General features: G+C 69.1%; 21 protein-coding genes. 12 read left to right on the top strand and 9 right to left on the bottom strand.

Annotated features, from left to right (window positions below; genetic code table 11):
- Positions 1-88 precede the first annotated feature (88 nt).
- From AC6CH0_RS07735 to AC6CH0_RS07765, 7 genes are all read left to right on the top strand, one after another.
- Complete coding sequence (locus AC6CH0_RS07735) at positions 89-1,195, top strand: Gfo/Idh/MocA family protein (RefSeq protein WP_498099391.1); 1,107 nt, start codon at positions 89-91, stop codon at positions 1,193-1,195.
- Positions 1,192-2,754 (top strand): sugar ABC transporter ATP-binding protein, encoded by a 1,563-nt coding sequence (locus AC6CH0_RS07740; RefSeq protein WP_498099393.1) that lies wholly within the window; start codon positions 1,192-1,194, stop codon positions 2,752-2,754. Before AC6CH0_RS07735 ends, AC6CH0_RS07740 begins: the two co-directional genes overlap by 4 nt.
- On the top strand, positions 2,751-3,884 hold the full coding sequence (locus AC6CH0_RS07745) for an ABC transporter permease (RefSeq protein WP_498099395.1): 1,134 nt from the start codon (positions 2,751-2,753) through the stop codon (positions 3,882-3,884). Before AC6CH0_RS07740 ends, AC6CH0_RS07745 begins: the two co-directional genes overlap by 4 nt.
- Entirely contained in the window at positions 3,881-5,083 is a 1,203-nt protein-coding gene (locus AC6CH0_RS07750; protein ID WP_498099397.1) for an ABC transporter permease, read from the top strand. The genes AC6CH0_RS07745 and AC6CH0_RS07750 overlap by 4 nt, the downstream gene beginning before the upstream one ends.
- A complete protein-coding gene (locus tag AC6CH0_RS07755; protein WP_498099399.1) occupies positions 5,083-6,288 on the top strand; it encodes a substrate-binding domain-containing protein in 1,206 nt (401 codons plus the stop codon). Before AC6CH0_RS07750 ends, AC6CH0_RS07755 begins: the two co-directional genes overlap by 1 nt.
- 127 nt (positions 6,289-6,415) lie before the next feature.
- Positions 6,416-7,285: a sugar phosphate isomerase/epimerase family protein gene (locus AC6CH0_RS07760; protein WP_498099401.1), complete on the top strand. Its 870-nt coding sequence runs from the start codon at positions 6,416-6,418 to the stop codon at positions 7,283-7,285.
- Positions 7,282-8,355 (top strand): sugar phosphate isomerase/epimerase family protein, encoded by a 1,074-nt coding sequence (locus AC6CH0_RS07765; RefSeq protein ID WP_498099403.1) that lies wholly within the window; start codon positions 7,282-7,284, stop codon positions 8,353-8,355. Before AC6CH0_RS07760 ends, AC6CH0_RS07765 begins: the two co-directional genes overlap by 4 nt.
- A 6-nt stretch (positions 8,356-8,361) precedes the next feature.
- On the opposite strand, the gene AC6CH0_RS07770 is transcribed toward AC6CH0_RS07765, so the two are convergent.
- Both AC6CH0_RS07770 and AC6CH0_RS07775 read right to left on the bottom strand, forming a co-directional pair.
- Positions 8,362-9,078, bottom strand: coding sequence for an amidase domain-containing protein (locus AC6CH0_RS07770; RefSeq protein WP_498099405.1), 717 nt, complete (start codon positions 9,076-9,078; stop codon positions 8,362-8,364).
- A gap of 50 nt (positions 9,079-9,128) precedes the next feature.
- Positions 9,129-10,571, bottom strand: coding sequence for a DUF1254 domain-containing protein (locus AC6CH0_RS07775; protein ID WP_498099407.1), 1,443 nt, complete (start codon positions 10,569-10,571; stop codon positions 9,129-9,131).
- A 154-nt stretch (positions 10,572-10,725) separates the two neighbouring features.
- On the opposite strand from AC6CH0_RS07775, the gene AC6CH0_RS07780 reads away from it, so the two are divergent.
- From AC6CH0_RS07780 to AC6CH0_RS07790, 3 genes are all read left to right on the top strand, one after another.
- Entirely contained in the window at positions 10,726-11,475 is a 750-nt protein-coding gene (locus AC6CH0_RS07780; RefSeq protein ID WP_498099409.1) for a response regulator transcription factor, read from the top strand.
- Positions 11,472-13,049, top strand: a complete 1,578-nt coding sequence (locus tag AC6CH0_RS07785) for a sensor histidine kinase (RefSeq protein WP_498099411.1) — start codon at positions 11,472-11,474, stop codon at positions 13,047-13,049. The genes AC6CH0_RS07780 and AC6CH0_RS07785 overlap by 4 nt, the downstream gene beginning before the upstream one ends.
- Positions 13,050-13,139: 90 nt before the next feature.
- Positions 13,140-14,981 (top strand): Xaa-Pro dipeptidyl-peptidase, encoded by a 1,842-nt coding sequence (locus AC6CH0_RS07790; RefSeq protein ID WP_498099413.1) that lies wholly within the window; start codon positions 13,140-13,142, stop codon positions 14,979-14,981.
- Positions 14,982-15,093: 112 nt separating this feature from the next.
- On the opposite strand, the gene AC6CH0_RS07795 is transcribed toward AC6CH0_RS07790, so the two are convergent.
- The 5 genes from AC6CH0_RS07795 to AC6CH0_RS07815 all read right to left on the bottom strand — a co-directional run bounded on the left by AC6CH0_RS07795 (position 15,094) and on the right by AC6CH0_RS07815 (position 19,790).
- Entirely contained in the window at positions 15,094-15,663 is a 570-nt protein-coding gene (locus tag AC6CH0_RS07795; RefSeq protein WP_498099415.1) for an OmpL47-type beta-barrel domain-containing protein, read from the bottom strand.
- A complete protein-coding gene (locus AC6CH0_RS07800) occupies positions 15,660-16,727 on the bottom strand; it encodes a hypothetical protein (RefSeq protein ID WP_498099417.1) in 1,068 nt (355 codons plus the stop codon). Before AC6CH0_RS07800 ends, AC6CH0_RS07795 begins: the two co-directional genes overlap by 4 nt.
- Positions 16,728-17,103: 376 nt before the next feature.
- Positions 17,104-17,547 carry a MarR family winged helix-turn-helix transcriptional regulator gene (locus AC6CH0_RS07805; RefSeq protein ID WP_498099419.1) on the bottom strand — a complete coding sequence of 148 codons (444 nt, stop codon included), beginning with the start codon at positions 17,545-17,547 and terminating at the stop codon, positions 17,104-17,106.
- Positions 17,548-17,557: 10 nt separating this feature from the next.
- Positions 17,558-19,228, bottom strand: coding sequence for an MDR family MFS transporter (locus tag AC6CH0_RS07810; RefSeq protein ID WP_498101070.1), 1,671 nt, complete (start codon positions 19,226-19,228; stop codon positions 17,558-17,560).
- Positions 19,229-19,400: 172 nt separating this feature from the next.
- Positions 19,401-19,790, bottom strand: coding sequence for a RidA family protein (locus AC6CH0_RS07815; RefSeq protein ID WP_498099421.1), 390 nt, complete (start codon positions 19,788-19,790; stop codon positions 19,401-19,403).
- A 335-nt stretch (positions 19,791-20,125) separates the two neighbouring features.
- Here AC6CH0_RS07815 and rplJ point away from each other — a divergent pair, with 335 nt between their 5' ends.
- Positions 20,126-20,641 (top strand): 50S ribosomal protein L10, encoded by a 516-nt coding sequence (rplJ, locus tag AC6CH0_RS07820; protein WP_498099424.1) that lies wholly within the window; start codon positions 20,126-20,128, stop codon positions 20,639-20,641.
- Positions 20,642-20,691: 50 nt separating this feature from the next.
- A complete protein-coding gene (gene rplL / locus AC6CH0_RS07825) occupies positions 20,692-21,078 on the top strand; it encodes a 50S ribosomal protein L7/L12 (protein ID WP_498099426.1) in 387 nt (128 codons plus the stop codon).
- 124 nt (positions 21,079-21,202) lie between these two features.
- Here the strand turns inward: rplL and AC6CH0_RS07830 are convergent, their stop codons facing one another.
- Both AC6CH0_RS07830 and AC6CH0_RS07835 read right to left on the bottom strand, forming a co-directional pair.
- Entirely contained in the window at positions 21,203-23,017 is a 1,815-nt protein-coding gene (locus AC6CH0_RS07830; RefSeq protein ID WP_498099428.1) for a glycosyl hydrolase family 18 protein, read from the bottom strand.
- Positions 23,018-23,149: 132 nt separating this feature from the next.
- A complete protein-coding gene (locus AC6CH0_RS07835; RefSeq protein WP_498099430.1) occupies positions 23,150-25,603 on the bottom strand; it encodes a helix-turn-helix transcriptional regulator in 2,454 nt (817 codons plus the stop codon).
- Positions 25,604-25,612: the final 9 nt, after the last annotated feature.

Here is a 25,612-nt window from a genome sequence, read left to right on the forward strand (position 1 = left end):
GTCGCAGGAATATCTCGAAGACGTAACGACACCGGCAACTTTTGACGAGCGACTAGCAAAAGATGCCGAGGTGTGTCAGCATGTCCCCATGACAACGGACGTCACCGCCCCAACCCGCACACTTCGCGCGGGTTTCGTCGGCGGCGGCTTCATGGCCGCCGTTCACTCCCGCGCCTCTCGTGCAGCCGGTGTCGACCTGGCGGGTGGTGCGTCCTCCTCTCCCGAGCGCGCCCGAAGCGCCGTCGACCGCCTCGGTCTCGGCGTGGCGTTCGACTCGGTGGCTGAGATGATCGCCGATCCCGGCATCGACGTCGTGCACATCTGCACGCCGAACGTGACGCACGCCGCGATCGCCCGCGCCGCGCTCGAAGCCGGCAAGCACGTCATCTGCGAGAAGCCCCTCGCCACCGGTCTCGCCGACGCCACGGCACTGACGGCGCTCGCCGCCGAGCGCGGGCTCGTCGCCGCGGTGCCCTTCGTCTACCGATTCCACCCGATGGCTCGCGAGGCGCGTGCCCGGGTCGCCGCCGGTGAGATCGGGCGTCTCATCAGTGTGCAGGGCGCCTACCTGCAGGATTGGCTCGCGGCACCGCTCGACGACGACTGGCGCGTCGACTCGGCCCTGGGCGGTCCTTCACGGGCATTCGCCGACATCGGCTCCCACCTCGTCGACCTGATCGAATTCGTGAGCGGAGATCGCATCGTGCGGCTGAACGCCTCGAGCCGTACCGTCTACGAAGCCCGCGCGACCCACGATGACATCGCCACCGAAGACCTCGTCGCCCTCGTCGTCGAACTCGGTTCGGGCGCGGTCGGCACCTTGCTGGTGTCGCAGGTCGCACCGGGTCGCAAGAACGCGCTGTCCATCGAGCTCGCCGGCAGCGATGCGAGCGTGCGATTCGACCAGGAGCGCCCTGACACGCTCTGGGTCGGGCGTGTCGGCATGTCGACGGTGATCGAACGCGACGCAGCACGCCTCGGCGCTGACGCCGCCCGGCTGTCGGTGGTGCCCGCGGGGCATCCGATGGGCTATCAAGACGCTTTCAACGCCTTCGTCGCCGATGCGTACGCGGCAATCGGTGGCAGTCCGCCCGAAGGCTTGCCAAGCTTCGAAGACGGCCTTCGTGCCGTTCGCGTGACGGAAGCCGTGCTCACCTCGGCGGCCTCCGGTGACTGGGTGGAGGTATCCGCATGACCGCCGACGCGCAGCAGGCGGGGGTCGCTCCCGTGCTCGTGGCCACCGGCCTCGAAAAGTCGTTCTTCGGTGTCACCGTGCTCCGCGGGGTCGGGCTGACGCTCCGCCCGGGTGAGGTGCACGGTCTCGTCGGCGAGAACGGCGCCGGCAAGTCGACGTTCATGAAGATCCTCGCGGGCGTGTACGAGCGCGACGCCGGCACCATCGAACTCGATGGCCGGGAAGTCGCGTTCACGCACCCCGTACAGGCCGCGCACGCCGGACTGGCGACGGTCTTCCAGGAGTTCAACCTGCTGCCCGAGCGCAGCGTCGCGCAGAACGTCTTCCTCGGTCGGGAGCCGCGGCGCGGCGGCTTCGTCGACAAGCGGGCGATGCTCGCCGAGACCCGGTCGCTCCTCGCCGACCTCGGCATCGACTCGATCGACGCGGATGCCCCGGTGCGCACGTTGACCGTCGCCGAACAGCAGATCGTCGAGATCGTGAAGGCGCTCTCGGTCGACGCCCGCGTCATCCAGATGGACGAGCCGACGGCCGCGCTCGCCGACCACGAGGTCGAACTGCTCTACGCGATCATCCGACGCCTGCAGGAGCGCGGGGTCGCAGTGCTCTATGTCTCGCACCGGCTGAAGGAGATCTTCGACCTCTGCGACACCATCACCGTGCTGAAAGACGGTGCACTCGTCTCGAGCGGGCCCGCGGCCGAGCTCGACACCGACGAGCTCGTGCGCCGCATGGTCGGCCGGCCGATCTCGGCGTACTTCCCCGAGGCGGAGGCCGACACCGTGCTCGGCGAGCCGCGGCTCGAGCTGCGCCGCGCAGGCAACGCCTTCGTCGACGGCATCGACCTCGAACTCCGGGCCGGCGAAATCGTCGGCGTTGCGGGCCTGCAGGGTTCGGGCCGCACCGAGCTCGTCGAAGCGGTGTTCGGCATCGCCCCCTTCACTCGCGGCGAGCTCCTCCTCGACGGACAGCCGGTGCACATGGCGTCGGCCCGCCAGGCCGTCAAGGCCGGCGTGGCACTCATCACCGAGGACCGCAAGGCGCAGGGCCTCGCCCTCAACCAGTCGGTCGGCGACAACGCCCTGCTCGTCATCCGGTCGGTCTTCTCCCGCCGCACCGGAGAGGCCCGTCGCGAGCTGCCGGGCGTGCTCTCCTCGCTCGAGGTCTCCTCGCGCGGCGTCGACCAAGAGGTGCAGTACCTCTCGGGCGGCAACCAGCAGAAGGTCGTGCTCGCGAAGTGGCTCGCCACGAAGCCGCGGGTGGTGCTGCTCGACGAGCCCACCCGAGGCATCGACGTCGGCGCGAAGGTCGCCGTGTACACGCTCATGCGCCGTCTCGCCAAAGAAGGAGTCGCCATCCTCATGATCTCGTCGGAACTGCCCGAGGTCATCGGCATGTCCGATCGCATCATCGTCATGCACGACGGTCGTGCCTCGGCCGAACTGCCGGCCCGCAGTGACGAAACCACGATCCTGTCGGCTGCGACCGGCACATTGAAGCTGGGCGGCGAGAAGATCGTCGGCACTGCGGATGTCTCGAGCGAGGGGACCGACCGATGAGCACCGTCACCGCGACCCCCGCGCGCCGAGGCCGTCGTCGGCGCCTCGATGCGAGCCTCATCGTCGGCATCGCCCTCGTCGGCGTGATCGTGATCGGTGCGATCCTCGTGGCGAGCGTCGGGCGCAACTTCTTCAGCGCCGGCAACATCCGCGACATCCTCACGGGCATGAGCGTGCTCGGCTTCGTCGCCATCGGCCAGACCCTCGTGATCCTGTGCGCCTCGCTCGACCTGTCGGTGCCCTACGTGGTGAGCCTGTCGAGCCTCATCGCCGCCGACATGATGCGGGGAAACCCCGCGAACATCCCCGCGGCAGTGCTCACGGTCGTCGTCGTCGCCGGCCTCATCGGCCTCGTCAACGGACTCATCGTCACGAAGCTCAAGGTCAATGGCTTCATTGCGACGCTCGGTACCGGCCTCATCATCAAGGGGTACCTCGATACCAATTACAAGGGCACGAGCGGTGAGGTGCCGTTCGAGTTCCAGCTGATTGGCGCGACCGGCATCGGCCCGGTGCCGGTGTCGACCCTCATCATGATCGCGGTCGCGCTGCTCGGTGCGTTCTTCCTGGCCCGCACCCGCATCGGCAACCACATGTTCGCGGTCGGCGGCAACGAGCAGGTCGCCCGCCTCTCCGGCATCCGCACGGCTCGGCCGATCATCGTCGCCCACGTGCTGTGCTCCGTCACCGCGGCCTTCGCCGGACTGCTTCTCGCGAGCCGCCTCGGCGTCGGCAGCCCGACCGTCGGCACGCAGGGCGGCTACGACCTGCTCTCGATCGCCGCGGTCGTGCTCGGCGGCACCCTGCTCATGGGCGGCCGCGGTTCGATCTGGGGCACGATCGGCGGCGTCGCGATCTTCGCGGTCGTCGACAACGTGATGAGCGTCATGCAGGTGAACCCCTTCCTGAAAGACGTCGTCCGCGGTGTCGTCATCGTCGCGGCGGTCGCGGTGTACACGAGCCGGTCGCTCGATCGACGCAGACCCAGGTTCGGTGGCGGCGCAGCTGCGACGACCCCCGAAGCAGCGAGCGGCGATCCGGCACGCACCGGGCCAGACACTCTCGACAGCGCCGGGGCGGCGCATGCGGACTCGCCGGTCGCCGAACACGAGAAGGAGGGCTCGGCATGAGCGCCGTCACCACCGACCGACCCGATTTCGGCAGCCGGCTCGCGGGCTTCGGCCGCACCCTGGTCAGCCCGCGCGGCGCGGTCTTCCTGCTCCTCGTCGTGCTCCTCCTCGCGATCACGGTGCTGAACCCGTCGTTCGCCGAGCCGTCGCAGTTCATCCGCTTCGTGCAGCGTGTCGCACCCATCGCCATCGTCGCGATCGGTCAGTACTTCGTGATCGTCGGCGGTGAGTTCGACCTGTCGATGGGCTCGGTCGTCACCGCGCAGGTCGTGATCGCCGGCAACCTGATCGGCCCCGACGAGGCGAAGTCGCTTCCGGTGCTCGCCTTCATGCTCGCCTTCGGCGCCTTCATCGGGCTCGTGAACGGCCTCATCGTCACGCTGCTCAAGGTGCCGAGCTTCATCGCGACCCTCGGCATGATGCTCGCTCTGCTCGGCGCCACCCTCTACTGGACCGGCGGCGCCGCCACCGGCAACCCGGCCGACGGCTTCCGCGAAATCGGGCGCGGCGGCCTCCGCGGCATCCCGGTCATCGAGATCCTGCCCTGGTCGGTCGTGATCCTCGTGGCCGTGCTGCTCGTCGCGGTCTGGTTCGCACGGCGCCCGTTCGGACGCACCATCATCGCGCTCGGGGACAACCCGACGACCGCGCGCTACGCCGGCGCCCGCAACTGGTGGGTGAAGACCTCGACGTTCATCATCTCCTCGCTCTCGGCGACGATCGCCGGCGTGCTGCTCGTCGGATACGCGGGGGTGCACCCGAGCGTCGGTCGCGGCTACGAGTTCACCGCCATCACCGCGGTCGTGCTCGGCGGCGTGGTGCTCGGCGGCGGTCGCGGCTGGGTGGTCGCCGCTGCGGCCGGCGCGTTCGCGCTCGAAGCCCTCTTCACCCTGTTGAACTTCGCCGGGGTGCCGTCGACCTACCGCGATGCCGTGCAGGGAGCCATCATCATCCTCGCGGTGGCGTATGCGGCGACGACGTTCCGTGCGCGCCGCAAGGGCCGCGCGCTCGAAGCGCCGGTGATCCCGCCCGGGCCGACGGCTCCGACCTCGCCGAACGCGGCGACCCAGATTTCGCCGGTGACGGCGACCCAGACTTCGCCGGCACCGGCGGAGGAGCGGAGTGCCTCGGCACCCGTTCGCCCTGCATCCACTCCCTCGACGCCGAGGGCTGACAACGAAACCAAAGGAGGTTCGTGATGCGACGCAGATTCACTGTGGCATCCGCCATGGTCGGTGCTCTCGCGCTCATGGCGCTCGCCGGCTGTACCACCGACCCGAACGTGGGCGCGCCCACCGACGAGGCGGCACCGAGCGAGGAAGCGGTCGAGTGGTTCGACCAGGAGCTCTTCGACAAGCAGGACGCCGAGCGCGGTGTCGTGCCCGAAGGCCCTGAAGACCAGCCCTGGCTCCAGTCCATCAACGCCGAGCTCGTCGACACGTCGCAGTACGCCTCGACCGGGGCGAAGAAGGCGTGCTTCGCGAACGCCTCGATCTCCAACCCGTGGCGCCAGACCGGCTGGATCACCATGAACCAGCAGCTCAAGGTGCTGCAGGACGCCGGGGTCATCTCCGAGATGGAGACCCGTGACGCGCAGGACTCGGATGACACGCAGATCGCCGACATCGACTACTTCATCGGCGAGGGCAACTGCGACATCTTCCTCATCTCGCCGAACTCCACGGCTGCGATGACGCCGGCGGTCGAGCGTGCATGCGACACCGGCAAGCCCGTCGTGGTCTTCGACCGCGGTGTGCAGACCGACTGCCCCGTCACGTTCATCCACCCCATCGGTGGCTTCGCGTGGGGCATCGACACGGCCGAGTTCCTCATCGACGAGCTCGAAGAGGGCGACAAGGTGGTGGCACTCCGCATCCTCCCGGGTGTCGACGTGCTCGAGCAGCGCTGGGCCGCGGCCGAGAAGCTGTTCGACGAAGCCGGCATCGAGGCGGTCGACTACTTCACGGGTGCCGACCCCACGGAGATCAAGAAGATCATCTCCGACGAGCTCGCCAAGGGCGACGTGAAGGGCATCTGGATGGACGCCGGTGACGGCGCCGTCGCAGCCATCGAGGCGTTCGAAGACGCCGGCGCCGACTACCCCGTCATGACGGGTGAAGACGAGATGAGCTTCCTCCGCAAGTGGAAGGAGACGGGGCTCACGGGTCTCGCCCCGGTCTACTCGAACTTCCAGTGGCGTACGCCCCTTCTCGCCGCGCAGAAGATCTTCGCGGGCGAGCAGGTTCCGGTCGAGTGGGTGCTGCCGCAGTCGCCGATCACCGCCGGCGAGGTCGACGAGTACCTCGCACTGAACGAGAACATGCCCGACGGTCACTACGCGAAGTTCGGCGGAGAAGACCTGCCCGGCTACCCACAGGTCTGGGAAGACCGCATCATCCCGTAACCGAAGACCGGCTACGACACCCGCCGGTCGAGTAGGCCGCCAGGGCCGTATCGAGACCTGACACACTGGTCTCGATACGCGGCTCCGCCGCTACTCGACCGGCGATCCCCGTCTGCAAGGAGGCAGCATGCGTCGCATCATCGGCGTCAACACCTGGGTCTGGACCTCTCCGCTCGATGACGCAGGGCTCGCCGAGATCGCCGCGAAGGCGGCCGCGATGGGCTTCGGTGCGATCGAGCTGCCGGTCGAGAACCCGGGCGACTGGTCGCCGGATGCCGCGGCCGACGTGCTGCGCGAGCACCGACTGGCACCGGTGGTCGTCGGTGCCATGGCGCCCGGCCGCAACCTCATCGCTGCGCCCGGCTCCGAGATCGTCGCCACCCAGAACTACCTCGTGCACTGCATCGGCGTCGCCGAGCGGCTCGGCTCGCGCGTCGTCGCCGGACCGTTCACCTCGTCGACCGGGCGCACGTGGCGCATGGACGCCGAGGAACGCGCCGAGCGGTACCGCGAGCTCCAGGGCAGCCTCGGGCCGGTCGTGCGGGCGGCCGAGCGCAGCGGCGTCCGCATCGCCATCGAACCGCTGAACCGCTACGAGACGAGTCTCGTGAACACGGTCGAGCAGGCGCTCGAGGCACTCGGCCCGCTGCTCGGGCCCGGCCTCGGCCTCGCGCTCGACAGCTACCACCTGAACATCGAGGAGAAGAGCATCGGCGACGCCATCCGCCTGGCGGGCGAGCACCTCGCCTACGTGCAGGTGTGCGGCAACGACCGCGGTGCGGTCGGCGACGACCACATCGACTGGCCGGCGTTCCTCGACGCGCTCGACGAGGTGGGCTACTCCGGCTCGCTGGGCCTCGAGAGCTTCACCGGCGACAACGACACCATCGCCGTCGCCGCCTCGGTCTGGCGGCCTTTGGCCACTTCGCAAGACGATCTCGCGGAACGGAGCATCCGCTACCTGACCGCACTTCAAGACGAACGGGAGCGCGCATGACCCCGCACGAGCCTCAGCCGAGTGCCCAGCAGCACTCCTCGGGCGAGACGGATGCAGCGGCATCCGGAACCCGCCCGGTCACCCTCTTCACGGGCCAGTGGGCCGACCTGCCGTTCGCAGAGGTCGCGCGCCTCGCGGCGGAGTGGGGCTACGACGGGCTCGAGATCGCCTGCTCCGGCGACCATCTCGACCTGAAGCTCGCCGAAGAGGAGCCCGGCTACCTCGACGAACGGCGTGAGATCCTCGCGCGCCACGGTCTCTCGGTGCACGCCATCTCGAACCACCTCACCGGGCAGGCCGTCTGCGACGACCCCATCGACTTCCGCCACGAGGCGATCGTGCGCCCGTACACGTGGGGCGACGGCGACGCCGAGGGTGTTCGCCAGCGCGCGGCCGACGACATGAAGCGTGCCGCTCGCGTCGCTCGCGCCCTCGGTGTCGACACGGTCGTCGGATTCACGGGCTCGGCGATCTGGCCGTATGTCGCGATGTTCCCGCCGGTTCCGGTCTCGGTGATCGACGCCGGCTACGAGGACTTCGCGAACCGCTGGAACCCGATCCTCGACGTCTTCGACGCCGAGGGCGTGCGGTTCGCGCACGAGGTGCATCCCTCCGAGATCGCCTACGACTACTGGAGCTCGGTGCGCACGCTCGAGGCGATCGGGCACCGCGAGGCGTTCGGGTTCAACTGGGACCCCTCGCACATGATGTGGCAGAACATCGACCCGGTGGGTTTCATCTGGGATTTCAAGGACCGCATCTACCACGTCGACTGCAAAGACACACGGATGCGACCGGCCAACGGCCGCGCGGGGGTGCTCGGGTCGCACCTGCCTTGGGGCGACCCTCGTCGGGGCTGGGACTTCGTGTCGACGGGCCACGGCGACGTGCCGTGGGAAGACGCGTTCCGGGCGCTCGACGCGATCGGCTACTCCGGCCCGATCTCGGTCGAGTGGGAGGACGCCGGCATGGACCGGCTGCACGGCGCAGCAGAGGCCGTCGGATACATCCGCTCGCTGCTCTGGCCGAAGCCCGCGACGTCGTTCGACGCGGCCTTCTCGAACCAGTAGGGCGCGTCAGTCCGGGATGCTCCAGTAGTACGCGACGCCGCCCGGGTGCAGCTCGGTGATCGCCCAGTCGACCGAGCGATCCCAGGTCGGATCGGTGTGCCCGGCGTAGCGGACGACCGTCGCGCCGTCGGCCCCGGTCTCGACCGAGGTCACGATGCCCGTGTGATCGCGGTCGCCGGAGTCGTCCCAGTCGAACTGCACGACGTCGCCGACCTTCACGGATGCGCGTTCGTCGTCGGTGAGGGCGGTGGCTCGCTCGGGGTGCTCGTCGAGGTAGTCGCGCAGCGCGGTCGAGCTGATCCACGCGTCGGAGCTGCTGTAGGCATCGCCCGACCCGTCGTACCACCACTCGTCGTCTTCGACCCAGCCTCGTGCGAGCAGCGTCTGGCTCGTGAAGTTCACGCAGTCGTTGTCGTCGACGAATCCGAACTGCTCGCTCTCGGTGTCGGCCCAGTGCTCCTGGGCGTACTCGAGCTGCGCGGCGACCGCCAGGGAGTACGCCGAGAAGTCGACGACCTGGGCATCGGACTCGGAGGTCTCGATGCCGGCGCCGTCGGAACCGGTGGTCGTGTCGGCGGACGCAGCGCGGTCATCGTCACCGGCGGAGCCCGTCGTCTGCACGACCGCCCACACTCCGCCGGCGACGGCGAGCACGCCGACGAGGCTGAGGGCGACGATCGTGCGGCGAATGCGATGGGTGCGGTCGGGTGCAGTGGGGGACATCCACTTCACGGTACGAAACGAATCTGGGCGGTCGCCTCGTGCCGCGACCGTCAGTCCCGCGGCTCGAACTCGTTGAGCCGCCAGCTCTGGTCGAACCACGGCTCCAGCGGCCCGTAGATGCGGAAGAACGGGAACCAGGATTTGCCCGGGATGGTCTCGACCCAGTTCGACTCCCTGCCCTCGGGCGCGACGGGGCCGAAGTGGAGGTCGTACGAACCGTCGCCGTTGGCCTCGACCTTGCCGTCGTTGCTGGCGATGGCGGGGTAGGGCGTCGAGGGCACGACGAGGAGCGAACGGGTCTGCGTGTCGTAGAGGTCGATCGCCCAGAAGTTCTTCGCAGGCGGGTTCGGGTCGACGTGCAGCGTGTAGTTGCGAGCACCGTCGAGCAGGTCGCCGTTCGCATCGTGCACGGTGTACGCGTACGCCGAGCCGGCGCCGACCTGGGCGTGGGCCATCGCCGGGGTGATGACCGTGGCGAGGTAGTGGAACTGGGTGCGGGCGTCGAGCAACCGGGCGCCGTTGCGCAGGAACTCGTAGTCGCCGCCGACGAAGCCGTTGCGCCACGACCCGTACAGCACGGCATCGGGGTCGCGCGGCGCATAGGCGATCACCCGGGCGATGCCCGCGGCGATCGGCGCGGCCAGCTCGAGGATGGCCGTGAGCCGCGCATCGGGCTCGAACGGCTGCCCCTTCACGATGCCGATGGCGGCGAGCTGCCCGGCTCGCTCGGCGTCGAGTGCCTCGACCGGCTCCTCCTGCACGAGTTCGGCCACCTCCTCGTAGAACGAGAAGTCGTTGGCGTGCACCGTGTTGATCGCGAGGTCGGAGATGTTGACGAACTCGTTCGCGTCGGGATTCTCGGCCTGCGCCAGCGGATAGATGCGCGTCTGCTTCATGGCGGGGACTCCGCCGAGGGCTCTGAGCACGACGAAGTTCGTGAAGGTCGGGGTCCGGTATGTGAAGTACCCGTCGGGCACCTCGCCGTCATAGCCCGGCGGGAGGAACAGGTATTTGCCGCCGGCTCCCCGATCGGGCCCGGCGATGCCCATGTCGGCCACGTACCGGAACCAGAAGTCGTCGACGACGCAGAGCGATTGCGGCGGCGCTTCGATGACCGTGGGTCCCCAGGCCTTCAGGTCGAGCATCGTGACGCCGTAGGTCGTCTCGGTGTTCGGCGTGAGGTACAACGCCTTCGACGTCGCCCTCGGCTCCGTGATGCCGATCTGGCGGGCCGACCTGACGCCCGCGGTGCGCAGGCCCGTGCGGAACGCCACGAGCGAGGCGCCCGGCACGGCGTTCAGGAACACCTCGATGCCGCGCATGAGGTCGAGGGCGTCGTAGGCGGTATCGGCCGTTTCGGGCAGCGGCACGCCATCGAAGAACCGCAGCTCCCCGAAGGGCGACGGCACCACGTCGGCCGTGCTGAGCGAGGCCACCGCCTTCGCCATCTCGCCGGCGGTCAGCTGGGCGTTGATGTGTTCGGACCCTGACATGATTCCCCCATCGTGAAAGGCCGGTACGCCCACTCTGGCAGCGGCCCGTTTCAGGGACAAGGGGCGTCGACGAGCGAGCGGATGCCTCGCGCGCACGAGGCATCCGCTCATGGAAGTCATAGGAAACGCATAGGCCCGCGCGGATACTGGAGACATGAGCACGAGCCCTGCGCCGACCCAGCACCGCGCCCCCGCCATCGCCAAGGGCGACGGCTCGATGGTGCGTGTGCTCGTGGTCGACGACGAGCACTCGCTCACCGAGCTCCTGAAGATGGCACTGCGTTACGAGGGGTGGGATGTGCGCACCGCCGCCGACGGGTACAGCGCGGTGAAGATCGCCCGCGAGTTCCGGCCCGACGCGATCGTGCTCGACATCATGCTGCCCGACATCGACGGCCTCGAGGTGCTGCAGCGCGTGCGCGCCGACGGTGCCGAGACGCCCGTGCTGTTCCTCACGGCGAAGGACTCGCTCGACGACCGCATCGCCGGTCTGACCGCCGGCGGCGACGACTACGTCACGAAGCCGTTCAGCCTCGAGGAGGTCGTGGCGCGCCTGCGCGGACTCATCCGGCGCTCGACCCTTACGCTGGCACAGGCGAAGGACCCGGTGCTCGTCGTCGGCGACCTCAGCCTCGACGAGGACTCCTACGAAGTCGCCCGCGACGGGGTGTCCATCGAACTCACCGCGACCGAGTTCGAGTTGCTGCGCTTCCTGATGCGCAACCCGCGTCGGGTGCTCTCGAAGGCGCAGATCCTCGATCGAGTCTGGTCGTACGACTTCAGCGGCAAGGAATCGGTCGTCGAGCTCTACATCTCGTACCTGCGCAAGAAGATCGACGCCGGCCGCGAGCCGATGATCCACACCGTGCGCGGTGCCGGGTACATGCTCAAGGCCGTCGGATGACGCGGCCGGGCGACCCCGGCCATGCCGCGTCGGCGCGCGCGACCCTGACGGCGTCGACCTCGATGGTCGGTGACGACAGCGAAGGCGGCGGTGGAGCGGAAGCCTCCCGTCGACGCCAGTGGACACTGCAGCGACGCCTGCTGCTGGTGCTCGCCGGATTGCTTGCCGCGGTCAGCGTCGTGGTCGGGATCGTCAGCGTCAGCGTGTTCCACACGTCGTCCGTCGCAGCCGTCGACGCCGACCTTCGCTCGGCGATGGATCGAGCCGAACTGAACATCCGCGGACCGGTGGCGTTTCCGGGTGGTACGGAACCGGCGAACGTGCTGCTCGACGTCGCGGGTCAGTCGGCAGGAACCCTCGCCGCCGTGGTGCCCGATGTCGGCACCGCCGACGCAGCCTACATCGCCGAGGACGCGCAGGGGATCCTGACGCTCGGGCCGGAGGCGGCGGCAACGCTCGCCGCCGTTCCCGACGACGGGCAGGCGCACACGATCGAGGTGGGTCAGGGTCTCGGCGCGTTCCGCGCACTCGCCGAACGAAAGGACCTCGCCCCCGAGACACGAGTCGTGCTCGCCCTCCCGCTCGCGGAGACGAACGGGGCGGTGCGGGAGCTCGCGGTGACCATCTCCGTCGTGGCCCTGGTCGGGCTGGTGCTCGCGCTCGGCTTCGGTTCCATGATCGTGCGGAGAGCGCTGGCACCGTTGTCGCGGATGACCGAGACGGCGCAGCGGGTCTCGGAGATGCCGCTCGAACGCGGCGACGTCGACCTCACCCAGCGGGTCGCCGAGACCGACGAACGCACCGAGGTGGGGCGCCTCGGCGGTGCCTTCAATCGCATGCTCGGCCACGTGTCGTCCGCGCTCTCGGCTCGCGAGGAGAGCGAGCAGAGGGTTCGCCGCTTCGTCGCCGACGCCAGTCACGAACTGCGCACGCCGCTCGCCTCGATCCGCGGGTACGCCGAATTGACCCGGTTGCACGGCGGCGAGCTCCCGCCCGACGTGACGCACGCCATCGGTCGCATCGAGTCGGAGTCGGTGCGCATGACCGAGCTCGTCGAAGACCTGTTGCTGCTCGCCCGCCTCGACGAGGGCCGCGAGCTCGCGACGCTTCCCGTCGACCTCGGGCGGGTCGTGGTCGAAGCGGTCGGCGATGCGCAGGCGGCGGGGCCCCACCACGAGTGGGAGGTGCGGCTTCCGGATGCCCCGGTGGCCGTGACGGGAGATGAGCCGCGCCTGCGGCAGGTCGTCACGAACCTGCTCGCGAATGCGCGCGTGCACACGCCCGAGGGCACGTCGGTCGTCGCGACGCTCGAACGCGACGGCGCTGACGTGCTGCTCATTGTCGAAGACGATGGCCCCGGCATCGCCCCGGTGCTCATCGACTCCCTCTTCGAACGGTTCGCGCGTGGCGACTCCTCGCGCTCGCGGCTGGCGGGCAGCACCGGGCTCGGGCTCGCGATCGTGCGGGCGGTGGTCGAGGCCCATCACGGTGGCGTGTCGGTGTCGAGCGGCCCAGGGCGCACGGCCTTCGTCGTCAGGCTGCCGCTCGCAACGCCGAGCGAGCGGCCCGCCTGAGAGAACTCTCTGCATAGCCTGAGGAGCACCGGGTGATCGCCTCGTCGCCGCTGCGAGAGGCATGCCCGAATCGTGCAAAGGAGCATGCAGATGAATCCACTGATCCCACGAAGCCCCTCCTGGCGCCGCGGACGCGGCGTCGCGATCGTCCTGGCGTCAGCGCTCACCGGAGGCCTCGTCATCGCGGCGACCCCGGCGTCTGCAACGCCGGTCGAGCCGACCTTCGTCGACGGCCTCTCGCAGGCCGTCTTCACGAAGTCCTCGGCCGAGTGGATCAATGAGGAGGCGTGGGTCGAGAGTGAGGTCGACTCCGACCGGGATGGCCGGCCCGACCTCGTGCACATCGATGTCAGCCGCGTGCCCGAGACGGCCGACGGACTCAAGGTTCCCGTGCTCATGGAGATGAGCCCGTACTACGCGGGCGGCACACAGGTCACGAACTGGCCGGTCGACCACGAGATCGGCGAACCGCCGACCGAGAAGCCCGATTGGCCGGCCTACACGCCGGTGAACCGCACGAGCCCGCGCATCTCGGGTTCGCTCGAGAACACCTGGGTGCCGCGCGGATTCGCCGTCGTACACGCCGAGGGCCTCGGCAGCGGCTGGTCCGAGGGCTGCCCGACGTCTGGCGGACTCAACGAGTCGCTCGCCGGGAAGGCCGTCGTCGATTGGCTGAACGGTCGTGCGACCGCCTACACGGGAATCGACCGTGCGACCGAGGTCTCGGCGGACTGGACGACGGGTCGGGTCGGCATGATCGGCACGTCGTACAACGGCACGCTGCCGATCGGGGTCGCGAGCACCGGCGTCGAAGGGCTCGAGGCGATCGTGCCGGTGTCGGCGATCTCCAGCTGGTACAACTACTACCGTTCGCAGGGCGCGGTGCGCGCGCCGGGCGGGTACCAGGGTGAAGACCTCGACGTGCTGGCCGACTACGTGCACACACGGTTCGATCAGGACATCTGCCAGCCCGTCATCGACGAGCTTCGCGCGAACCAGGACCGCGTGACGGGAGACTCCAGCCCGTTCTGGGACGAGCGCGACTACCTCGCCTCAGCTGAGAACATCACGGCCGCCACGCTCGTCGCCCACGGGTTGAACGACTGGAATGTCATGACGAAGAACGCCTCCGACCTGTACGAGGTGCTGAAGGCCGAGGGCGTGCCGCACCAGATCTACCTTCACCAGGGCGGCCACGGCGGCAACCCCAACGACACGCTGTTGAATCGCTGGTTCACCCGCTACCTCTACGACGTCGACAACGGCGTCGAGCAGCTGCCGAAGGCATACGTCGTGCGTGAAGATCGCACCCTCACCGAGTACCCCGAGTGGCCCGACCCAGCTGCAGAGCAGGTCAAGCTGAAGTTCGCCCCGGCGGCCTCGGCCGATGGCGTGGGAACGCTCGCCGTCTCGCGCAACGGCTCACGCGCCACCGAGAATCTCATCGACGACGCGAGCGTGCCCGCATCCGCGCTGGCCGCGGCGGAGAGCTCGCCGAACCGTCTCGCGTACCGCACGTCGGTGCTCGGCGAGCCGCTCCGACTCTCGGGCACTCCATCGGTCTCGGTGAAGCTCGCGGTCGACCGTGACGCGGCCAACCTGACGGCGCTGCTGGTCGAGTACCCCGCGACGGGAACACCGAAGATCATCACGCGCGGTTGGACGGATGTCGAGAACCGCGACTCCGACGCCGTGACCACGCCGATCGTGCCGGGCGAGATGTACACCTTCGACGTCGAGTTCGAGCCGAAGGACTACGTGTTCTCGGCCGGCTCCCGCATCGGCGTCGTGATGATGTCGTCCGACAATGAGTACACCGTTCGCCCGGCACCCGGCACCGAGCTCACCCTGCAGCCGTCGGCGTCGACGGTGCACCTGCCGCTCGTGGGCGGCATGGGCGCATTGCAGCACTCGCTGCGCGCACAGGGATAGTCCGGATCGGGCTCGCAGCGTTCGTCGCGCTGCACGTCGATACCCGCCGGGGCCGCGGAAGCGGCCTCGGCGGTTCGACGTCGGCGGTGTGCTCGCACACCCAACGACGTGGTCAGCGAATCGGCTTGCCCGTGATCTTGAAGTCCCTGCTCGTCGAGTCGCTCGTGTTGCCTGCGACATCGGTGGCGCGAGCCGCGATGGTGTGCTTGCCATGCGTCGTGACCCCGAAGGACGACGCGTACGGTTGCCACGGCCCGCCGTCGAGCGAGTACTCGATCGAGGCGATGCCGGATGCGTCATCGGTCGCGTTCACCGTGACCTGCACCTCGCCCTTGGCCTTGTATTCGTCGTGCTTGCCGTTGCTCTTGCCGGGGCCGTTCGGCTTGCCGTTGCCATTGCCATTGCCATTGCCATTGCCATTGCCATTGCCATTGCCATTGCCGTTGCCCGGCGCTCCGGGCGAACCCGAGTCGAACACGATCTCGACAGTGGGCGCTTCGGCGTCGATCGGCGCGATGCGAACATCGACCGACACGTCGTTGCCGTCGTGCTCCGACGCGAGTACCGGCGATGCTGTGAAGACGAGCGCGCCCGCCAGCATCGCGGCGGGAACGATCGTCGCCTGCATCGTGTTGCGTCCGCGGGGGCGCGTGAACAGCCGCCCCGTGTGCTCTCGCGTCATGTCGACGACCCCTGTGCTCGATTGGATGGTGGACCCGCCAGGTCATGGGCAGGGGTGCGTGCCGCCTCTTGGCGGCCGGCTTCGCGTGCCTGTTCGACGAGCTGCTCGACCTGCTTCGTTCGGCGACGCCGGCCCCAGGCCAGCCCGGTCACGATCAGGGCGAGCGCCAGTGCGATGATGAGGTGCGGCCAGGGAATCGCCCAGACGGTGACCTCGTGCACCGTCGGGTGGAGTTCCTGTTCAGACCCGTCGGGCGCGATCACGGACTCGGTGATCGTGAGAGGAATCGTCACGAGACCGAGCGGCCAGACGTCGGGCACGTCGATTCGGATGGTGCGCCGGTCGCCCGGGAGCAGCTCGATCGGCGCGGCATCCGCGCTCTCGGGATCGGGCAGAGCGACGTCGCCGTGCTTCGCGGTGCCGGAGACCGAGAGACGCACGTTTCCGGTGTTCTCGGCCGCGTAGTCGAGTTGCACGGCGCCCGGTTCGAACGGGTTCCACGAGGTGAGGTAGGTGGCCGTGGTGTCGACGTCGAGGCCGGGCTCGACCGTGCCGGTCACGCGGGTCATCACGCGGAACCCGACTCGGCTCTCGACGCCGAGGTTGTTCCCGTCGCCGGTTCCCTCCGTGTAGATCGACGCGGCGATTCCCGCCGCGTGGTCGCCGGGCGTCGCGGTGTCGGGCACGGCAACGGTGAATGGGAGCACCGCCGTGCCGCCCGGCGCGACCGTGACCTGCTCGTCAGCGGTGATCCAGGTGCCGGCGTCGACCGATTCCGCATCGGACGGAAGCATGTTGAAACGGCCGGTCGGGGTGAAGTATCCGTCGGCGGCGGTGATGGCGAACGTCACCTCGACGTCGCTGAAGTTGCGGACCGCGAGGTGTTCGGTCGCGGTCGCGCCCGGGTCGAGTTCGAGTTCCACCCATGAACGGCCGTCAGGGCCGGCCTCGTCGGCCGGACTCATCGCCCACGTCACCGACTCCTCGCCCTCTGCGGCGCTCGCCGGTGCCGGCGAGACGAGCCAGCTCGTCGCCACGAGAATCAGCGCCGCGACGGCGAGCATCCACGCTCTGCTCGCCCGACGGAGATCGATGCTGCCGCGGCAACGCGGTCGCGGCAAGAACGTCATAGTGCGACGATACTTCTCCGGGCGGCATCGCGGCGTGATATGTCGTCATGCCGTGATCCCGGGTGGCGGCCCTCTCGGCCCGATCGCACCTTGCCGCCGCGTCTGCGGCGTCGATCGACATCGTCGCGGGTGCCCCGTCGACCGTTGCGGTCGTTCGCTCACCGAGATGCCGTAAATCGACGTTCGCGTCGCCGGGAGCGTCGATTTGCGTCATCTCAGTGGCCGCCCGCCCAGGTGGTCCGGGCGAGGCGGTCGGGCGGGGAGGCAGTCGGGCGGCGAGGCGGTCGGGCGAGGCGGTCGGGCGAGCCGGTCAGTCGCTCAGTCGCGCGAGCAGCTCGGCGAACTTCTCGATCTCTTCCGGTTCCCAGGTGCCGAGTCGCTCGCGCAACTCGGCCTGGTTCTCGCGCCGGATGGCGTTGACCCGTTCGGTGGCGGTGGGGGTTGCCGCGAGCAGGCGCGCCCGCGCATCGTGCTCGTCGACGCGGGACTCGATGAGCCCGAGCTCTTCGAGCACGCGCACCTGGCGGCTGAGCACGCTCTTGTCGGTGTGCAGCTCTTCAGCGAGGGCGCCCGCGTGCGTGGGCCCCCTCGAGACGAGGGTCGACACGACCTTGTAGCCGAGGGGCTGCAGCTCGGGATGCAGCTGGGCGGCGTATCGCTTCCAGTTGGCGCGAACCCGGTGGAACAGCCGGCCGAACTGCTGCTCGACCTCGGCGATGGAGCGCAGGGTGTCGACGTCGGGTTCGGCGGTCATGCCGGCCATTTTAGGCTCGGCCACCCCTCGAAGCAGCATCGGCGTCGACCGCCGACAGCGACCCGGTCACCGGCACGGCGACCGAGCCTTCCGTCACCTCGAAGAGGTCTTCACCGGCCTGCTCGAACTCGCGCTCGCGCTCCGAGCCGGAGCGCTGCTCGGCCTTCGCGCGCTGGATGGCGCTCTGCGTACCGAGATCGGCGTTCGGCAGGAAGATGACTGCGATGAGGGTCACGATGGCGAGCGGCACCGCGGCCAGGAAGACGTTGCCGACGCCCGTGCCGTAGGCCGACTCGACGATGACCCGCAGGAAGTCGGGCAGGGCGCTGATCTGGGGGATCGTGCCGCTCGAGCCGAGTGCCTGCGCGGCCTCGGCCTGCTGCTCGGGCGGGAGGCCGCCGATGCCGGTCTTGATGTTCTCGGCGACGACGCTGCCGAGGATCGAGCCCATCACCGAGACGCCGATGGTGCCGCCGAGGCTGCGGAAGAAGGTGACCGCGCTCGTGGCGACGCCCATGTTCTTCACGGCCGTCGTGTTCTGCACGACGAGCACGAGGTTCTGCATGACCATGCCGACGCCGGCGCCGAGGACGAACATCGAGACGCCCACGTACCAGAAGTTCGTGTCGTAGTGCAGCTGTGAGAGGAGCAGCGCGCCGATGGTCATGAGCACGCTGCCGAGGATCATGAACGCCTTCCACTTTCCACGGCGGCTCACGAGCGCGCCCACGACCGTGGACGAGATCAGCACGCCCGCCATCATCGGAATCGTGAGGAGGCCCGACTCGGTGGGGGTCGCGCCGCGCGCGAGCTGCATGTACTGGCTCAGGAACACCGCGGTGCCGAACATCGCCACGCCGACCGAGATCGAGGCGATGACCGAGAGGGTGAAGGTGCGGCTCGTGAAGAGGCCGAGCGGAATGACCGGCTCGCTGACCTTCAGCTCGACGATGACGGCGATGACGAGCAGGAGCACCGCGGAACCGACCATGAGGAGGCTCGGCGCGGACGCCCACTCGAACTCGTTGCCGGCGAAGGTGACCCAGAGCAGCAGCAGCGAGACGCCGGCGGAGATGAGCACGATGCCGAAGTAGTCGATCGAGACCTTGGTCTTCGGGCGCTTCGGCAGGTGCAGCGTGCGCTGCAGCAGGATGAGTGCGGCGACCGCGATCGGCAGGCCGACGAAGAAGTTCCAGCGCCAGCCCAGGCTGTCGGTGATGACGCCGCCGAGCAGCGGGCCGCCGATGGTGGCGACCGCCATCACGGCACCGAAGAGTCCGGCGTACTTGCCGCGCTCACGCGGGCTGATGATGTCGGCCATCACGATCTGGCTGAGTGCGGCGAGACCACCGGCGCCGAGGCCCTGGAAGACCCGCATGGTGATGAGCGTGCCGGCGTCTTGCGAGAAGCCGGCGAGGGCCGAGGCGAGCACGAAGATCACGAGGGCGAGCTGGAGGAGCAGCTTGCGATTGAAGAGGTCGGCGAGCTTGCCCCAGATGGGCGTCGAGACGGTGGTGGCGAGCAGGGTCGCCGTGACGACCCAGGTGAACGCGGACTGGTCGCCGCCGAGGTCGGAGATGATGACGGGCAGCGAGCTGCCGACGACCGTCGAGGCGATCATCGACACGAACATGCCGAGCAGCAGGCCCGAGAGCGCCGTGAGCACTTCGCGGTGGGTCATGCCGCTTTCGGTGAGTTCGACGGATGCCGCGGCCTCCGGCCTCTGGCCGGATGCGTTCTTCTTGGGCGCGCGATTGCGCGAGGCGAGTGCCATGGAGCTCCTGAAATTGATTGACTATCGTCAACTATAAATCGATAGTAGACCTATGTCAACTAATGAGGAGCTCGGCGAATCAGTCGATGACGGCGGTCGCCTCGAGCTCGACGAGCGCGTCGGCACGACCCAGGGCGGCGACGATCAGCACGGTCAACGCCGTCGGGTTCTGCCCCCAGACGCGCGCCGACGCGGCGTACCCCTCGTCGACCGATTGCCCCGCGACCAGGTAGACCGCGAGTCGCACGACGTTCTTCTGGTCGGCACCCACCTCGGCCAGTACGGCGAGCACGTTCTTGAGCGCCTGCTCGGTCTGGGCGCCGAGGCCGCCGGGAACGATCACGCCGGAGGCATCCGTGCCGTTCTGGCCGCCGACGTGGACCGTGCGGTGCTGTCCGCTCACGAGGACGCCCTGGCTGAATGCCGGATTCGAGTGCAGGCTCGGGGGGTTCAGGTGTGTGATCTCCATGGCGGAAGTCTGCTCCGGTCCGCCGACATCTGCCAGCGTCTGCCGCAACGGTGCGAGCGTCGGCGGCGAACGGCGAGGCCGGGCCCGATTTTGCGGATGCCGCGGCATCCGTTAGCCTGTACGGAGCCGAAGACCGCTGGTTGTCGTGCGCGCAGTGATGTGTGTCGACCGAAGTCTTGCGAAAGCAAGGGCCCGCGCAGGTGTGACGAAGACTTCCGGGTGACCGGCCAAGCTCCGCGCAACTGCGCCGGAGCTTTTTTCTTTCCCATCAACGTTCCAGCGCTCCAGGCCGTGCACCGCTCCCGCGGTGCACGTTGAAGACACAAGGAGTGGCCATGGCGAACAAGGAAGCCTCGGTTGCCGAACTCACGAACCTGTTCGAGAGCTCGACCGCCGTTCTGCTGACCGAATACCGCGGCCTCACTGTTGCCCAGCTCAAGACGCTGCGCAAGTCCATCAGTGAGGACGCGAGCTACGCCGTGGTGAAGAACACGCTGACCAAGATCGCAGCGAACAAGGCCGGAATCTCGTCGTTCGACGACGAGCTCGCCGGTCCGTCCGCGATCGCATTCGTGCACGGTGACCCGGTCGCCGTCGCGAAGGCCCTGCGTGCCTTTGCCAAGGCGAACCCCCTCCTCGTGGTCAAGGGCGGCTATTTCGATGGCAAGCCCCTGACCGCAGAAGAGGTAGGCAAGCTCGCCGACCTCGAGTCCCGCGAAGTGCTGCTCGGCAAGCTTGCCGGCGCCTTCAAGGCCTCGCTGTTCGGAGCCGCATATCTGTTCAACGCACCGCTGTCGAAGGCCGTTCGCACGGTCGACGCGCTGCGTGAGAAGCAGGAGTCCGCTGCGTAGGCGAGAGCCTCTCAAGCGGTGAGTAACCACAGAATCTAAGGAGAAAAATCATGGCGAAGCTGTCCACTGAAGAGCTGCTCGAGCAGTTCAAGGGCCTGACCCTCATCGAGCTCTCGGAGTTCGTCAAGGCGTTCGAGGAGACCTTCGAGGTCACCGCGGCCGCTCCGGTTGCTGTTGCTGGTCCGGCTGCCGCCGGCGGCGCTGCTGCTGAAGAGGTCGAAGAGCAGACGGCGTTCGACGTCGTGCTCGAGGCGGCTGGCGACAAGAAGATCCAGGTCATCAAGGTCGTCCGCGAGCTCACCTCGCTCGGCCTCGGCGAGGCCAAGGCTGTCGTCGACGGCGCTCCCAAGGCTGTGCTCGAGGGCGCATCCAAGGAAGCCGCTGACAAGGCGAAGGCCGCTCTCGAAGAGGCCGGCGCCACCGTCACCCTCAAGTAGTCGCCGCCCTCGCGAGAGGGAAGCAGCTTGAGGTGACTCGCGTCACCTGAACGACACGGATGCCCCGTGGCTCACGAGCCACGGGGCATCCGTCATTCCGTGTCGGCGGTCAGGTGCCGTGCGGTCAGCAGGTGGCGACCGCCTTCCAGGCGCCCCACTGCAGGGAGCCGGGGGCTTCGTTCTGGTTCCACCACTGCGCTTCGTACGTCGCGCCGTTGTAGCTCACCCGTGACCCCTGCACGTAGACCGCCCCGCTCGACCACGCCGCGCAGCTGCCCGGGTCGCCACCGCCGGGGTTTCCGCCGTCGTCGTCGCAGTCGGCGACCTTCGCCCACGGGTCGCCGGCGCTCGGCGCGTTGTTCTGGCTCCACCACTTCGCGCGGTACTCGGCGCCCTGGTAGCTGACGACCGCGCCGGTCGTGTAGGTCGCCGAGGCGCTCCACGCTGCGGCCGCGCACTCGCCCGGGTCGGGCGTCGGAGTCGGTGTCGGGGTGGGTGTCGGAGTCGGCGTGGGTGTCGGATCGGGGTCCACCGGTCCGCCGCCGCCGCCGCGGAACTTGTCGGCGAGGGCGCCGATCAGTTCGCCGTTGCGGTCGCCGGACAGCTCCCACCACATGCCGCCGCCGAGACCCTTGGACTTGATGTAGTCGGCCTTCTGCGCGACCGTGCGGGTGTCGTCGTAGCTCCACCACTGGGTGCCGTTGTATCGCCACGCCGCACCGATCGCCGCGTCGTAGTACCCGGTGCCGAGGTTCTTCAGCTTGTCGTAGTCCTCGTTGCCGGCCTCGTACGTGCCAGGTGCAGCCTGCGTCGCCGGACCCCACGGGGTCGAGGAGGTCGCGCCCTGCCAGCCGCGGCCGTAGGCCGCGAGACCCAGACCGAGCTGTGCGGGGTCGATGCCCGCGTTGACGTAGGCCTTCACCGCCTTGTCGACGCTGAACTTCTGGCCGGCCGGCCTCGGGTCGGCGGGGTCGTCGTACAGGTTGCCCTGGTGCCCGGTGAGCGTGGGATCCCACGCACCCCAGAGGTCGTAGCCCTGGATGTTGCCGTAGTCGAGGGCATCGAAGAGTGCCGGGTCGTTCCAGCCGCCCGCCGTGATGTCGGCGGGGTTCGCCGGCAGGAACGCGCTCAGCAGGTACGGCTTTCCGGTCTGCGTGGTCAGGGCGTCGAGCTGCGTGCGGAACTCCTGGATGAGCTTCTTGAAGTTCGCCTTGTCGTTCACGAGGTCGACGTGGTTGCCCTCGAGGCCCGAGTTCGTGCCCGGCCACTCCCAGTCGAGGTCGATGCCGTCGAAGACCCCCGCGGCCGCGCCGGCGCCGCCGCGGCCGTCGATGACCGGCAGGTTGCCCTTGATGTAGAGATCGATGCAGCTCGAGACGAACGTCTTGCGAGAGGCATCCGTCGCCGCAGCCTTCGAGAAGTTCTTCGACCAGGTCCAGCCGCCGAGCGAGATCAGGGCCTTGAGTTCGGGGTTCTCGGCCTTGAGCTGCTTGATCTGGTTGAACGACCCGGCGAGGGGCTGATCCCAGGTGTCGCCCGTGCCCGCGACTGAGTTCGCCGCAGTGTAGCCCATGCCGAAGTCGGCCCATGCGTCGCCCGCGCCGTCGGAGCCGTTGGGGCCCGTGCCCTGGGCCTTGTTGGCGATGAAGCACTTCAGCGTCTCGTGATGGATGTTGCCGAACGCGTAGTTGAGGTGAGTGAGGTCGGCTGCGGCGCCCGAGGCCTGCAGCTTCTGGAGCTTGAAGTCTCGGCCGTAGACGCCCCACTGGGCGAAGTAGCCGACATTGCGGAAGCCGTTGATGCCGGCCGCCGTCGAGCTGGTTTCGGGGGCAGCCGATGCGGCGACGGCCGTGAGCGCGCCCATCGCGATCACGGCGGCGGCGGCGATCGCTGCGATCGCCGCCGTTCCGCTGCGGCGCCTTCTTCTGACTGTTGACATGAGTCACCTTCACTGTGATTCGTCGGGTGCGGCAGGGTGCCGCCGGTGGACTCACGGTAGGCAGCCAGCAGTTTGTAAGGCGTCCGTACAATCCACATGACTCGATGGATGTCTCGCCTGTCGTACGTAGAACTACGTAGTGCTCGTCGAGGGCGGCGCTGCGGACCCGTCGAGGCCGCCACCGCCGGCGGGCGGCGGCGCGCGATGCGCGAGGAGCGCGAGTTCCACGCGCGAGTGCACGCCGAGCTTGGTGAAGACGCGGCCGACATGCACCTCGACGGTGCGCACCGAGACGAAGAGCTCGTTCGCGACGTCGCGATTGGAGTAGCCCTCGGCGACGAGTTCAGCGACCTCGAGTTCGCGTTCGGTGAGGGACGCGCCCCACGCGACGGTCGAATCGGCGACGGGGCGTTCGGCGGAACTGCTCGCTGCCGGCATCGACGGGGCGCCCCGCGAAGGTGGGATCGCGCCGGGCTGCCGCCAGCCGTGACGATCGGGCGCGGGCGCCGGCGTCGCCTGGACGAGCCGCGTCGCGCCGTGCGGTGCCTGCTCTGCAGGGAGCGCCTCGAGGTCCGCCTCGGCGGCGCGGGCCCAGGCGTCGGCGCCGATCTCGCCGAACAGGCGAGCAGCACCGACCAGATGCCGGCGTGCGCCGCCGACGTCGCCATCAGCGGCGAGCCGACGGCCGAGCACGAACTCGACCCGACTGCGTTCGAAGGGCGAGAGCAGCCGGTGGGTGACCTCGGCCGCGCTCTCGACGACGGCCGTGAGCGTCTCGCTCGAGCAGGTCGCGATGAGCTCGCGCAGCACGGCGGCTTCGTGCTGCACGGGGGAGCACCCGGGGTGATCGGCGGTGCGCGCGGCAAGCCGCGCCTCGTGCATTCGGCCGGCGAGCGCCCACGCGGGCGCCTCGTCGAGCCCCGGGAGGTGGAGTCCGCCCCGCCGCCGGCCGAAGGCGCCGTCGGCGGCGAGCGAGAGCAGGGTCGCAGACTCCGTCATGCGGCCGTCGAAGTACGCGCGGATGGCGCGATCGACGAGCAGCTCGCCGCCGAGGTGCCGCGCGGTCGCCGCCGGGGTCGTCGCCTCGAGCGCGTTCGCGAAGGTATCGGGCCGTCCGAGCACGCAGATGTCGAGTCGACGGGCGAGCGCCACACCGAGCCCGGCGAACGCGAGTGCGAGCGGGGTGCTGCATGCTGCGGACTGCAGCTCGCTTCGGGCACGGCTGAGGTCGCCCGCCCAGAATTCGATGAGCGCGGCGGCGACCCGGCGCTCCGCCTCGCCGAGCGGACTCGGTCGATGGGCGCCCCAGGCCGGCATGGCCGCCGGGCTGACGGCGCGCAACCCCCCGCGATCGGAGGGGTGCAGCGCCCTGAGGGCGGCGGCGTGATGATCGGCACGACCCAGTTGCAGCGCTCGACAGACTGCCGCTTGCAGCTCGAGGCTCGGCGGCGGCGATCGCCCGTCGCCCTCGTCGATGCTGCTCGACGGCTCGCGCACGGCGCCGAAGACGGTGCACCAGGCCTCGCCGAGTGCGATGTCGTGCTCGGCGAGGTCGTGCTGGGCGACGAGGTGCCGCCCCTGACGTATGAGCTCACTCGACTCGACCGCGTTTCCGCGTTCGGCGTGGAGTCTCGCCGCCGTGGCGATCGCACGCACGAGATGCGCGATGCGAGACCGCGGCGCGTCTGGCTCGAGTCTCGCGAGCTGCTGCTCGAGGGCCATGTCGGCGACGTGGCCCTCGCGCAGTGTCGCGGCGTGCACGAACGCGGCGAGCGCGGCCGAGGCGAGGTCGGGATCGGTCGACGAGACGGGATCGCGCAGCCAGTCGACGGCGTCGTCGACGAGACCTGCTTCGAGGGCGGCCTCACCCGCGCGAGTCTGCGCTGCGGTGCGCTCGATGCCCACCGCGTGGCACGCGGCTTCTCGAGCCACCGCGTGCGCCCACTCCGCGTCGCCGGCCTCGGAGGCTTCGCGAGCGACCGCGAGGAGCGGCTCGACGAGCGTGCGATCGCCGTCGAGACTGCTGAGCGCACGGTGCCAGAGGGCGAGACGCTCGTCGCCGAGGTCGGCATGGGCGCGAGCGGATGTCGAGTGGGCGTCGGTGCGCTCGGCCAGGCTCGCGGTCTCGTGCACCCAGATGCGAACCCGCGGGTCGACGAAGGTGAATCGCCCTGCGGCGATCAGGAGATGCTCGGACACCTGGCCGGCGATCGCCTCGGCGATCGGCACGCCTGCCGCGCTGAGCACGGCTTCGGTGCGGTCGGACACGCTCACCGAGGCGTGGAGGAGTACGCGGCGCGTCGACGGGTCGAGTGCTGCGAGCCGGCTCCCGACTGCCTCGCGCACCGCCCGCGAGAGGGGGAGCGGATCGGGCAGCGCGGAGGTGCCGCCGAGCTGTGCGGGCGCGAGCAGCCTCGCGGTGTCGAGCACGGCATCGGGGTCGCCGGCGAGCGCGGAGCAGAGGCGTGCTGCGACATGGGGCGCGGCGACGAGGCCATGGCGGGAAACGAGATCGAGGGCGCCTGCGGCATCGACCGCCACGTCGCCTTCGGTCGGCCCGGCGAGGGCGAGCGCACGCACGTTCATCACTTGATG

It is taken from the genome of Agromyces sp. GQ35 (genome assembly GCF_059758475.1).